This is a genomic window from Haloarcula sp. JP-Z28, assembly GCF_011440255.1.
GTDB classification, from domain to species: Archaea; Halobacteriota; Halobacteria; order Halobacteriales; family Haloarculaceae; genus Haloarcula; species Haloarcula marismortui.
The window spans coordinates 1-12,369 of the sequence record NZ_JAAOHT010000095.1; the positions used below are offsets into that span (position 1 = coordinate 1).

Sequence of the window (12,369 nt, forward strand, 5' to 3'; positions counted from 1 at the left end):
GACGCCGTGCGAGCGCTCGGCTGGTATCGACAGTTCCGTGAGATTGTCCTGATGTTCGCCATCTCGAACATAGAACCGCTCTGTGAACCACTCTAACCGTGACTCAGCATCTATTCAACACGGCAGACCGTTCAATGATTGAACGGAAAGGAACTACATTGCGTTCATCAGCAGAACCAGCCCACCGCTGTCGGGCGGTTAGAACCGCGAAATCCGATACGGGCGCTGAGGGATTTTCACCCGACTGCGAGACTCGCTCTCGCTCGTCTCGTGTGGTTCAAATCCTTCAGTTTACCGTGGCAGCCGCTCGCGAATTTGCTCGCGGCAGAACACGGGCGCTGAGGGCTCTCGTTCACGCGGTGAACGAAGTCCCTTGTTGACCCTGAAACGGTGCAAATTGACGATCTGAAATCGGCGGTTCTGACCTCGAGTTCGCACCCAGAAAGCCATGAGTCTCGAACCAATCGAACCACAGACCGCGCTCGATTTATACTTAGCCGATAGGGAGAACAACGTCACTGAAGCGACAATCCGATCCCATCGCTCCCGTCTTGGTCACTTCATCCGGTGGTGCGACAACGAGGGAATCGCGAACCTGAATGACCTGACTGGACGGAAATTACACCGATATCGACTGTGGCGGCGCGACGAGGGAGACCTTGCCCCTGCAACTGAAAAGACCCAGATGGATACGCTCCGTGTCTTCATCAGGTGGGTCGAATCGATTGACGGTGCACCAGAGGACCTCCACGTGAAGATTCGGTCCCCGACACTGACTGGCGATGATAACGTGCGTGACGAGATGCTTGAGGAGGAACGCGCCGAGGAATTGCTGGAGTACCTGCGTCGGTACGAATACGCGTCGCGACCTCATGTGGTGATTGCGTTGATGTGGCACACGATGATGCGCGTCGGGGCGATTCATTCACTTGACGTGGATGATTTCGATCCCGAAGAGAAATCCTTGGAAGTCGTCCATCGTCCTGAGACGGATACGCCTATTAAGAATAGTACAGACGGTGAACGATTTATTGCGCTGTCAGACAAGATTTGTCAGCTTCTGACCGACTGGATTGAACAGCGACGACCAGCGTCGGTGGACGAACACGGCCGAGAGCCGCTTGTTACGACGCCACAGGGTCGAGCTCATACGACAACGCTTCGAGGTGATTGTTATCGCTACACACGGCCCTGTATTTCGACTGGAGACTGTCCACACGGACGTGACATCGACGAGTGTCCAGCGACAGAATACGAACGTGCTTCGGAGTGTCCATCGAGCAAGAGCCCACATACGCTTCGCCGCGGTGGGATCACTCGTTCACTCCAACAAGATTGGCCCATGAAAGCTGTCGGCGACCGAGCGAACGTCTCCGAACGAGTACTCGAGATGCACTACGACCAGCGCACGGAGAAAGAAAAGATGGAACAGCGGAGAGACTACCTGGATCAGCTATAACACGACACTCTAACCGGTTCGGTGAGTATCTTATTCTCTTTTATTTTGTCGATACTCTCACCCTAATCTGGGGAAAAATATCGGATAAGTGATACTGATATTGGCTGGTACGCAAGATACAACGCGCAAATTCAGAATTTAATTACGCGAATCAGAGAGCAATAAAGAAAAGCGCCAAGAGAGTCCAAACTTTGATTCTCTGAGAAGAAATGAATACTCCATGGAGAAGATTGAGATTTCTCTTGGTGATGCTGATGATGCTTCCATAGAGGTTGAGAAACTTCAAACAGCGTATGGTGTTGAAAATGGACCGCAACCTGAGAAGGAAAACCCTACAATATGGAGGTATCGGACATTTGAACAATTAGCAGAATTCCTGTCTTCAACGAAGCTTTGGTTCAGTCACGTATCTGGATTTGATGACCCGTACGAAGCAATTTCGATAAAAGAATCCAACCTAACATTTTCCCTCGTTGATCAACTGTCTGGTGAGGATCAGATCCACTCAAATGAGACATATAATAGAGAGTACGGCTATGGTGTGTCGTATGCAAATTGCTGGCATATGAATGAGGGTGAGTCAGCAGCATTGTGGAACCAGTACGGTGGTGAACAGAACGCGGTTGCTATCAAGTCGACCTCTGAGCGCCTACACGAAGTGCTCGGCGCAGAAGGATACCGGATAGGGTTTGGAAAAGTGAAATATGGTCTGAATGATGAAGTAGAAAAACCAGTATTTCATAAGCGAAATGATTTTAAATACGAGAATGAGTATCGAGCTGTGATTTTTAACTATCCACATTTCATGTCTATAGCTGCAAGCTGGGAAGATATTAAAGAAGAGTACAGAAAATACAACGGAATTCACTCAGAACCCTCTATAGTTGATTTGATGCCTAAAGGAGAGGGTATTGAGGTGGACCTTGACAAGTTGATTGAAGCAGTTTATGTCGACCCTACAGCAAAAAACCGTTTTGTAAAAGCTGTACGGGATGTTGTTTCAAAATTTGTCGATTGCCCTGTGAAACAGTCATCTATTTTTGATGATCCCCTATCAGAGGTCGGTGAGTAAGCAGGCCTACTACACAGCTGGTTCGCTGCATCCAGTCTGAAAGAGTGGAGATCCCGTACTGACTCCACCCTCTGACGGCACTGCAGAAAGGGGTGTTCTGACGAGAACACCCCGATCCAATCACCGGTAATTACCCCATCAGAACGGAGCCGCCACCACAGAAGGACCGGCTGACCGCGACAAAAGACACTTTTTGCCCTGCTATCCTGCCGATTTCTCTTGCTTCGCCTCCGATTCCAAGAATCCGGAGGCCCGCTTCAGATTTCTCCCCATTGCTTTCGCTATTGAGGCGTTCTTCACCTTGATTTTCCCCGTGAACCTCGTTTTCTCACCGTCCTTGTGATACATCTCGTTCATCAATGACTCAACTCCAGCACGTAAGCTCAGGAACTCCTGTTCCGCTGGATCATCTAACCGCCTCCGTCGCTGAGCAACTTCCACCCGCCGTTCCCTGACACCCTCTATATCTTGCACTGGTCCATTTGCCAGTTGTCAGATAGATACGGCTGTTTCACTGTGTTCGGTAAGAGCCCTGTCGTTTTTTGATCTCGCTCACAGACACACTCATGAGACTGGCCCACGAGATTGACTATCTGTGAATGGATTTCGTCGGCAATCGCGACCATCGAATTCGCTCGTCTGTCTGTGGCCATCCCATCTTGATAGTACGTGTGTGCACGGTTTTCGTTCCAGAGACCTTCGAGTTCCGTCGCAACTTCGTCCGTTAGGAATCCGACTCCGACGCTCCGGTTGATTGCAGTCGTGTGGGATTGCGGCGGCTGAGATGGATCGTGATGCCCTTCGGTAATCAACCAGAAGAGAAGCGGTCGTTCGACCGACGTGAAGGCGGCTTCGATCGTGAGCGTATAATAGCCGTCTTCGAGCAATCGTTCTGCCCCGGAGAGAATTCGACACGCCTTCCGAAGTTAGACGAGGTCAGCACTCGAGGCGTCTAATCCCTCCTCGGGAGTTTGCCCACCGCGACGGAACGCTTCCTATACGTTCGACAGCTCTGGCTCGATATCATCGTGATTGATCGGCATTGCTACGCAACTCCTCCCGATGAGGCGTAGATATTCTGACGTAGCTCCTGTATTTGGTCAGAACGCTCGAGTACTAGCCCTTCGTCGAATATCTCTTTCAGCTCTCCTCCGTGGGAGACAGCGGTGTCCGGCGTTTCGACAAGAACCTCGAACTCGTACCGGTGGCCATCGAACGATTCCTCCTCAACGTCACGTGCGAGGGACGTACAAATACGCCGTCCGTAGGTAAGTTCCCCGTCGACGATGACCAGGAGGTCGATGTCACTGCGGCGGTCTGCTGCTCCGCGAGCGACGCTCCCGAAGAGAATGACCCCAACGAGTTCGTCCAGATCCTCACTCTCTTGGATGCGTATCTCGAGCTCGTCGAGATAGGCTTGGACTGGCTTGCGGAATTCGGACTGGGGAATCATGAAGACGGGCTCCGGTCGTTGAAGATGATCCATGTCAATCGTAATGCGAGCGGGACGCTGTTCACTGACTGCTATCACGCCCAGTTTTTCGAGAAATTCGACCGAACGCGAGACCGATGAGACGTCCGCTCCCGTAATCGTCGCGAGTTCTTGCTGTGTGAGCTCATCGAAGGGATTGTTCGCGAGGTGGTGCAGGATATCCTGCATTGCCTAGTATCGGAAGATTCGCTCCTCCGGAAACGGGAAATCGAAAAGAACCTTTGAAGTTTGCATATTCTGCAATAACTTGCATAAAGTGAAAAGCTTTGGAGATCATAGAGGTCACTCCGGAGTCGGTTGAGACGATTGTCATCCGAGCGCGGGACGACGATATCAATACGTACCTCAATCGTCACGGAGGGGACAGACTGGCTATCGAGGTCGAATACGCTCGCAAATGCGTCGAAGGAACCGTTACACACCAGATTATGGCTCGTGAATAAGAGACATCTCCCTTGGTGGCTAGGGCCATTTTGGCGACACTATGTCCCGTCTTCGAGGACTGGGGTGGTATGAAAATCGACAGCGATGTCGTTTTCATCGATTCCCCAACTCTCGTCAGTGAGACACTCATAGGATTAGTCCCGATACCCACAGACACCGGTTCGGGGAGAGTTCACTTTTGGGAGATAATTCGGGCGTTCACAGTCGTCTTCATGATCGGACGCACAGGTCTCGCACAGCCAGGCGTCTGGTCCGTGTTGCCACAGGCAGGTTTGACAGACTTTGGTTGCCGACGTGCCACAGCACCCACACTCGATGTCGGGCGGGTTGTTCCGGGCCAGTAGCACGATTCCGTCTATTCCTGTCTCGCTTGCACCGGCTTGCTGAATGTCGATCTGGTCGAGCGGCCAGTTCCCACCGTCGAGAATCTGAATCTCGAGTTCCGTCGTTGATCCGAAGTCGTACTCGTAGGTCACCTCCTCACCGGACCTTACACTATCGATTGATCCGAGTGAGAGATCCATCGACCGCCGTTCCTCGCCAAGGCTGATCGCTGTCTCCTGGTCATCGTATGGTTTCTCATATCGGGTCTTCCCGATCGTAAACGCACTCATGTGGCCACAGCACTCAAGCCAGAACTCTCGAAGGAACAAATCAAGATCTAAGAGGAGCGTCTCTGCCTCCACTAGTAGATGAAGCCAGTAGTCGGGGCGTTGTTCCCCAGCAATCCGAAGGCGGTACGTTGTTGTTCCATTGTTCGGTTCTGGGAGACACGACCGAAGATGGCGTGATATCCCACGTTTGGCGTACGAATTCCCACAGAGGTAGCAGTCGCCGTCAGTCATCGTTTATTGAACTTGGACGTGGCTCAGTTCTCGAATGTAGCGGTTGAAGTACCGTCCAAGTGAATCTGCGGCCAGAAACTCCTGGTAGGTGCTCTCGGGCACCTGCCTGTACTGGTATACCAGTCCGTTCTCAAGTTCAACTTCCAAAACCTCTTCATCCGGATCGTAGCCGACACTCTCGACCAGCGACGAGGAGACTGGCTCTCGTTCCATACGGTCAGATTGGAGATCCGAGCACTTAGTACGTCGTTGCTGTACTCGATGTCGTTGACCAGTTTCGGCTACCAGATCAGCGATGCACACGGTCGCTAAATCAGAGTGAGATCATCGTCCTCCTCATCGATCAAATCCCAGAGCGTAATAATAGAAACTTGACCAGTGTAGCCCAACGAGGATATTGCGGTTTCAATCGCCTCACAGGCAATCTGATCAGCGGTGATCACCGTCACGTTATCTGCCGTCTTCTTATCAAGGAGATATTCGACAGCGAGACCGGCGAACACTGGATCCGCTTTCTCAACGTCATGTTCGTCTTTGTCTGCAGATTTGGAAGCGATCGCCCGCCGTGCAATATCCTGAGCGGCCGTCGCCTTGCTGTGTGACACGGTCGGTGCATCGACGGTCTTGGCCCACCCCTCATCTTGAGCGCGCTCCAAGGCTGGTTTGACGCCTCCCTGTCCGATTTCTTCTTCGACGCGGGAAGGAATCAAGAGAGTGACGCCGGCACGTCGAACGACTTGACGGAACCGATGGTGTTTGGACGTTCCGGGATTCCCTGCGCTGATGAAGACATTCGTATCGACCAATGTGACGTGCTCGGGGGAGAGAGGAGATAACTCGTCCATGAGAGGGGGTCAAATTACGATTCTGAGTCCGGAAGCGGGGCGGCCACGTCGAAATCAGTCTCGAACTCGATGTCGCCTGCGATTTCTGGAAAGATGACATCGAAGTACGGATCGTATTCCTGCCCGACTGCGAGCGCAGGTCTCAGAGCGAGAGCGATACTGATTGCCTCGCCAGTCGGAATGTCGAGTGGATCGGCAATCATCCGCTGTGTGATCTGACCTGCATAGTGCAGTCCAGCTTGTCGGACTGCAGCAGCCAATTTCCCGACGCCATGTCGCTCGACGAAGTACGAGACGTCCTCATCGACTTCTTGAAGCGCGACTGCATGCAGGGTCGTCGGTGTCACCACAATGCCGTCGGTCGTGATTTGCACTGGCTCCGCTGTTACTTCGACGGGTCGGTCATCTTCCAGCGTGACGATGCCGAGCGCCTCAAGCGTCTCAACATGATCGTAGACCGTGGTCTTCGGAATCGCCAGGGCCTCTTTGATCTGCGGTCGAGTGGCTGGTCCGTAATAGCAAACGTAGACGTAAACGCGAGCAAGCTCTGGATGCTCCAACAGCCGTCCGACGGTCGCAAGCTGATTGATCCCGGCTTCGAGGTCCTGCGATGGTGTTTCTGAGACGGGACGTGGGGTCATACCCTCTAGTACGAAATCCGCGGACTTCAAACTAGCCCCGCCGAACGAACAAGCAGAGACACCACCACATTAGCGCTCTAACCAGTAGTGCCAGTCTTCAATGGCCTGTTCAGTGTCGTCGTTGGGGCCAACTGGCTCCAATTGCTCCAGTGGGACGCCGAGTTCTCGATCCATCCATTCGACCGTCACGAACATCTGACTGAGAGTTGGTTCCGTCGATGACATACCCACTACACGTACCGGTTCGCCTTCCCTTAGCGGGGATTCTTCTCGTTGTTGGGTACAGCGAGCTTCGAATGGGAAGTCAAGGAAATCACCCAGATACGCATACCAGCCCATCGCCGCCTCCTCAGGGCCATATGTATCGACGGTAATCCTCGTCTTGATTCGCTCTTCGCGTTCTTCATCTCGGTCTGATCGTGTCATGGCCCTCCTCCTGCTCGGGTGTGGTAGGCCTGCCCGGACTTGAACTCAGTCAACTCATCGATACGAGCTTCTGGATCCTCAATCTCCTGTCGGAGTTCCTCGGCCCCTTCTCCCTCTGTGGCTGCGAGTTGGTCTTTGAGGCCCTGAAGGGGACTCTCTTTTCGTTCTTCGTCGACCTCCGCCTTGCGAATATACTCGCTTTCTTCGACTTCGTACACGTCGCTCTCGGAGAGTTCAGTCACATCCAGTGCGTCGTCGACCTTATTTCGATCCACACCAAGTACACGCTCTCGGTCGATTCCGGCTTCTTCGAGCGTTTCGAGTACCTCATCGTCGTCTTTCAGCGTTCGATTGCGTCTCGTCGTCCGCTGAACGGACCCAAATGGTCCACTGACCGGACGACCGTGATGAAGCCGCTGTAACAGTACATCCGCGACATCCTGACGGAGATCGTTCGCATTACGCTGGACATCAGACAGCAACGTGTAGAGATTGACCAGCGCATCCGTGTCCATCTTTTCGAGGACGTCTACTTCGTGGCGTTCGAGTGCGTCGACGAGCAACAATGCGTCGGCGCACACGTCCAGATCTGGCTGGGTTCGCTCTTGCTCGTCGGGCTCAGATACGCCCTCAGTGTCGAGCAGCTGGCTGGTTGTCGTACCTTCTTTCTCTACGATTACGCCCTGGTCTTCGTTAATCTCGAATCGCGGATGAAGACTGAGGACTGCCGGATACGGATCGGCGTCCGGGGGGAGTCGGTCGAGTTCGAAGCCTCCCGATTCCTCAGTGATTTGTCGATAGAGTGTTTCGAACTGGTCATGCTGGAGTGGTCGTGTCTCGTCAATCTCACGGTCGAGAAACCCGATGACGACCCGCTGTTCCTGGACGTCAGTAATGCGAAATCGGTCGTGGGAGAGCGGAGTAAGCAACGTGGCCCTCTCTGGGAGATTGTCGAGTTCCTTGAGAAGCGTGTGCCACGAGACGCTGAACGGAGCCATACGTTGCTACTCAGAGAAGATGCTACTAAACCGTGAGGGACAGACCAACTCCGTCAATATTCGATTCTCATTCGTTTGTCTTCGTTGTGACACATTCCTACCGAATTACAACTGTATCGACTGACGTAGATTCAAGAGGTTCCTCCACGAACTCTCGGTATGGCCGACGATTCGGGTTCCGAAACGACGCCTTCGTTTCTCTCGTCGCTACCCGATCAGCCGATCACGGATGACATCGTGAAGCAGATTGGCGAAAGCAACCACCCGAAAATCCACGGTGCAATGGGGTTTCCTGGCTCGACACCCGGTACGACCGAAGCATTCCTCCTGAATATGGACGGGGTGACACACGTACTCGTGTTCGACTCGCCTGCGGAACGATGGCGGGTCTACAAGTCGTTCGACAACACCGATATGGATCACCAACAAATGATCGATCATGCCACCGAGATTGCGAACGACTGGTTCGCAGAGAGTCTCGCCGACCGTATTGGGAGTGCAGAAGATGACGGCTCTGGACTATGAAGGTACGCTACTACGCAGACGCGGAGATACGAGAGATGCACAACCACGCGATACGTCTGCTAGCGCAGCTCTATGACGACCACGACATTACCGTCGAAATCGATCGGATCGACGAACAGCACGATCCGATTACTGACTTCCCCGGTGAAGTACGGCATCTAACACCTGAAGAGGTCTACGAGCGCGATTTCAAACGCAATCGTGCCCTGAACGCGGTCATCGAACAGACGCCGTCAGAAGCATTCAAACGCTATGGAAAATTCGATATCGCCGGAAACGTCGCTATCGTTGACGAAGAAGGAACCGTTCAGTGGGCTTCGACACTTCCTGGATATGCAGATGGATATGGTCCAGGGGCAGAATCACAGACTGCGATGGATTTTCTCGAAGATATCGCCGTTTCACCGAGCAATCGCGTCTGTGTCAAGTGCCTGTCTCTATTAGATGGCGATGAGAACTTCTGTCCAAACTGCGGATACAATCTCACGTAGCGTATACTATGCTTGAGGAAGTTCGAGACCGGACGGAGACTCTCATTACCGAGGCGTGTCAGGCAGACCAACCTGTCCTCATAGAAGCGCCACCTGCCAGCGGGAAGACCTATAACGCGATTCGTTTGGCTGCACAAGGCTACAAGATTCTCTATCTTGCAGGGCGAACAGATCTCTATGCCCAAGCCAAAGAGGAGGTAGAAGATCTGAAAAACGGAGAAGGAATCAATGACATTACAGCAGAGACGATTCCCAGCCCGAATCGGCATTGCGAGACATTCCAAGGCAACAATTCTGGAGACACCCGAAAGGCGAAACGTCTGTACGCCAAGGGCGTTTCTGGCAAGGAACTTCACACGGGCCGAAATAATGTCTCTATGCCGTGCCACACGGAGCAATCACCGTGTGAGTATGTCGCCAAGCGGAAACGTCTGAATGACAATTTCGACGATATTGATATTTTAATAGGAAATCACCAACACGCATATAATCCAAGGTATCTCCTCAACCGTATCGTTATATTTGATGAGTTTAATCCAGATCCGTTTCTCGAATCATTCCCGTCTGCCGACTCGAATATTTCTGACTCGCCACACGAACTCGTTTCGGAATTCCTACAATCGGTCGATGAAATCCCCCTTGAAAATATAACCGATCTTATTGAAGCGCGAGCTCGCGAAGACGAGGACTACAACGCTAGTTTAAATTGGTTTCTGGAAAGGGGAGCTGATGAGCAGACAGTTAAGAAGGTTCTCGGGATTACTTCTGCTCGTTATAATACTGCTCACAAACTCTCTGCGTTTCTCACGTCCTCGCTACTGGTAATGGAGAAAACAGGATCCGATATGGAACTCGCCTATGATCCAGAATTGTGGGAGGAACTTGGCGTTAGACCCGAGACTCGATGTGTTCGTGACCGTAGTTCCGGGAAGATGCTCGTTTTGGAGCCACCGCCGTTAGAGACAGCTCAACAGGTCATTGGACTCGATGCGGTTCCAGTCAAGCGAATGTGGAATGCCGTCTTCGGTCGCGAATTCGACAAGAAACCGGTTCTTGAGCGAAACAGTATCGACCGGTATCTGAAACAAGGGCTGGAAATTGACGTTATTCAGGTAACCGAGAGCCGACACCCCTATTCTGGCGGGAGAATTTCATCACGAGATCAGCAGAGATTTGCACTCGTTCGGAACCTCGAAGACCGGGAGTTCCCGGTTATTTCGCGCAAGCGCGCTCTCAAACAGTACCAGTCAAGAGACTGGTTCGGAAAATGTGTCGAATCAGCTGGGGACGGTGACGGGGAATATCGAGTGCAGAACTACGGCTCTGTCCTCAGCTCAAACCGGTTCAAAGATGACTCACTTGGATTCATTTCTGGAAGTCCGTATCCAGGCGATGACGTAGTGAAACAGTGGTGTGCACTCTGTGGTGAGTCGGCACAACCAGTGCGTAGCGAGGACAAGACTATCGGAAGCACACTCGAATTTAGTACTGATCTCGGCGAAACGATCTACCGGCATTTCACTCATGATTTAGTTTTCCAGGCTATCCTCAGGTTTGGTAGAACTCCGGGTGAATCGGTCGATAGGAGTACTGTCTATGTTAATACGAGTGCGTCACCAGAGTGGATCTCTCCTCGAGAACTGACTATCGATGATTGGTTCAGCGCCACTAAGAGAGTGGCAGTCGTTGAAGAGCTAATCAGAGCCTCTGACTCGGATGATCGGCAAAGTTGGCAGACGATTGAAACACTGCACAAATCCGTTAACAAACGACTTGAAGCAACGAGGAGTGACATAGATAGCGTCAACAAGGAATGGGTTCGAAATGTTCTGCAGGATGAGAATCTAGTTGGTTGTATCGAGCGCGACTCCGGAGCTGGCTGGAACGGCGCAGATCTCTTCAGGTGGAATGAGGAGGAATCTCTACAACAGACTATTGGTATCGTCAACCCAGCAGACCACCTTCTCGTGACTGATGCCTACGCTATGTTCTTGAAGGTCACTGGAAACGGTTCAGTATGATATGCAATTTCAAATAGGGTTTGCTGTAGACTCCACACTTCTACAACGATTTTTGCCACGTGGTTCGTGTTGCTTGGTAACATTCCAGATCGACCCAACTTTTGGCCTATTAACCAAGCCGTAACCACTACAACTAGTATACACGTAGCATAATGCAATAGGCCGACCGCCTGCCGCTGAAAAAAAGAACATCGGGTGTGAAATCAAACCGCTTACGAGGGCGTAAGCTTCTGCGGCGAGATCTGAGATTGTTTGTATCGCACAGGTGGGGTGAGTGCTCCGGATTGAAACGCAGGTAGTAGGAGGTTCAGATGTGGAAAATGCCTGTTGGAAGGATAAGCCGCCGTAGAGAAGTTTATATCGCGCAGTTTGGGTGAGCGCTCTGGGGTGAGTGAGAACCCAGAAGAGATAGTGTGGAGTTGTCGACGGAGCGCTCGTAGACCGATCAACATTAGGTCGGTATTGATTCTCAGACACCTATGTATAATAATAGTTACGCGCAAACGCTTGAGTCGCATCGCTCCTTGATCGAACGCAGTCGTCGGTCGGCAGGTGGTGAGCTATGAGTGAAACAGTCGAGATCGAAAACCTACCCCAGGAAGTGCAGGATCTCGTTAAAGCCGCTGGCCAGTCGCTTGAACCAATTCAGCCGGACGCAGCGATAGACCGCTTCCTTGAGCGCAAGTCCTCGGAAATTCGTCCGGATACTGTTTCTGAATATCGTCGCAAGTTGGAATACTTTCAGAAATTCTGTGGAATGCGGCGGATTGGCAACCTGAATGAGCTTGATGGCCGAATTGTCGACGAATATCGTCGGTGGAGAAAAACAGAATCGGCCGATCAGTCGGAACCGCTCGCGGCCAAGACGATGCGAGACGAGATGTACCTTCTCCAAGACTTCGTGAACTTGCCGTGTTGAATAGATGCTGAGTCACGGTTAGAGTGGTTCACAGAGCGGTTCTATGTTCGAGATGGCGAACATTAGGACAATCTCACGGAACTGTCGATACCAGCCGAGCGCTCGCACGGCGTCGCCGAGCGAGCGCTTCGTTGTCGAATACGATGTTTCGGCCATCCAGCGCTGAGAGTAGCCTTTTGTCCGGATGAGTA

The 12,369-nt window shown here is 52.2% G+C and carries 14 protein-coding genes and 2 pseudogenes; 7 read left to right on the plus strand and 9 right to left on the minus strand.

Translation table 11 applies throughout. From position 1 onward, the window contains the following. From G9463_RS21590 to G9463_RS21600, 3 genes and pseudogenes are all read left to right on the plus strand, one after another. Window positions 1-96 (plus strand): annotated as a pseudogene (locus G9463_RS21590) (IS5/IS1182 family transposase); the annotation flags it as partial. A 352-nt stretch (window positions 97-448) separates the two neighbouring features. Then, window positions 449-1,459: a site-specific integrase gene (locus G9463_RS21595; RefSeq protein WP_165897796.1), complete on the plus strand. Its 1,011-nt coding sequence runs from the start codon at window positions 449-451 to the stop codon at window positions 1,457-1,459. Window positions 1,460-1,679: 220 nt separating this feature from the next. Next, a complete protein-coding gene (locus tag G9463_RS21600) occupies window positions 1,680-2,531 on the plus strand; it encodes a hypothetical protein (protein ID WP_165897797.1) in 852 nt (283 codons plus the stop codon). Between the two features lie 201 nt (window positions 2,532-2,732). Here the strand turns inward: G9463_RS21600 and G9463_RS21605 are convergent, their stop codons facing one another. From G9463_RS21605 to G9463_RS21645, 8 genes are all read right to left on the minus strand, one after another. Then, window positions 2,733-3,005, minus strand: a complete 273-nt coding sequence (locus tag G9463_RS21605) for a hypothetical protein (RefSeq protein WP_205254252.1) — start codon at window positions 3,003-3,005, stop codon at window positions 2,733-2,735. A 571-nt stretch (window positions 3,006-3,576) separates the two neighbouring features. Then, the gene (locus G9463_RS21615; RefSeq protein ID WP_205254253.1) at window positions 3,577-4,191 is read right to left on the minus strand and encodes a nucleotidyltransferase domain-containing protein; all 615 of its coding nucleotides are present in this window, start codon (window positions 4,189-4,191) and stop codon (window positions 3,577-3,579) included. 410 nt (window positions 4,192-4,601) lie between these two features. Then, window positions 4,602-5,312, minus strand: coding sequence for a plasmid pRiA4b ORF-3 family protein (locus G9463_RS21620; RefSeq protein WP_165897798.1), 711 nt, complete (start codon window positions 5,310-5,312; stop codon window positions 4,602-4,604). A 3-nt stretch (window positions 5,313-5,315) separates the two neighbouring features. Continuing rightward, on the minus strand, window positions 5,316-5,525 hold the full coding sequence (locus G9463_RS21625; protein ID WP_165897799.1) for a KTSC domain-containing protein: 210 nt from the start codon (window positions 5,523-5,525) through the stop codon (window positions 5,316-5,318). Between the two features lie 95 nt (window positions 5,526-5,620). After that, window positions 5,621-6,157, minus strand: coding sequence for a hypothetical protein (locus G9463_RS21630; RefSeq protein ID WP_165897800.1), 537 nt, complete (start codon window positions 6,155-6,157; stop codon window positions 5,621-5,623). Between the two features lie 14 nt (window positions 6,158-6,171). Beyond that, on the minus strand, window positions 6,172-6,798 hold the full coding sequence (locus G9463_RS21635; protein ID WP_165897801.1) for a helix-turn-helix domain-containing protein: 627 nt from the start codon (window positions 6,796-6,798) through the stop codon (window positions 6,172-6,174). 69 nt (window positions 6,799-6,867) lie between these two features. Continuing rightward, window positions 6,868-7,224, minus strand: a complete 357-nt coding sequence (locus G9463_RS21640; RefSeq protein ID WP_165897802.1) for a calcium-binding protein — start codon at window positions 7,222-7,224, stop codon at window positions 6,868-6,870. Beyond that, window positions 7,221-8,222, minus strand: coding sequence for a DUF2800 domain-containing protein (locus G9463_RS21645; protein WP_165897803.1), 1,002 nt, complete (start codon window positions 8,220-8,222; stop codon window positions 7,221-7,223). The genes G9463_RS21640 and G9463_RS21645 overlap by 4 nt, the downstream gene beginning before the upstream one ends. A 159-nt stretch (window positions 8,223-8,381) precedes the next feature. On the opposite strand from G9463_RS21645, the gene G9463_RS21650 reads away from it, so the two are divergent. From G9463_RS21650 to G9463_RS21665, 4 genes are all read left to right on the plus strand, one after another. Beyond that, window positions 8,382-8,747, plus strand: a complete 366-nt coding sequence (locus tag G9463_RS21650; protein ID WP_165897804.1) for a hypothetical protein — start codon at window positions 8,382-8,384, stop codon at window positions 8,745-8,747. Then, window positions 8,744-9,238, plus strand: coding sequence for a zinc ribbon domain-containing protein (locus tag G9463_RS21655; RefSeq protein ID WP_165897805.1), 495 nt, complete (start codon window positions 8,744-8,746; stop codon window positions 9,236-9,238). The genes G9463_RS21650 and G9463_RS21655 overlap by 4 nt, the downstream gene beginning before the upstream one ends. An 8-nt stretch (window positions 9,239-9,246) precedes the next feature. After that, entirely contained in the window at window positions 9,247-11,259 is a 2,013-nt protein-coding gene (locus G9463_RS21660) for a hypothetical protein (RefSeq protein ID WP_165897806.1), read from the plus strand. Window positions 11,260-11,821: 562 nt separating this feature from the next. Continuing rightward, complete coding sequence (locus G9463_RS21665; protein WP_165897807.1) at window positions 11,822-12,178, plus strand: phage integrase SAM-like domain-containing protein; 357 nt, start codon at window positions 11,822-11,824, stop codon at window positions 12,176-12,178. An 18-nt stretch (window positions 12,179-12,196) separates the two neighbouring features. Here G9463_RS21665 and G9463_RS21670 read toward each other — a convergent pair. Then, window positions 12,197-12,369: pseudogene (locus tag G9463_RS21670) on the minus strand (IS5/IS1182 family transposase); the annotation flags it as partial.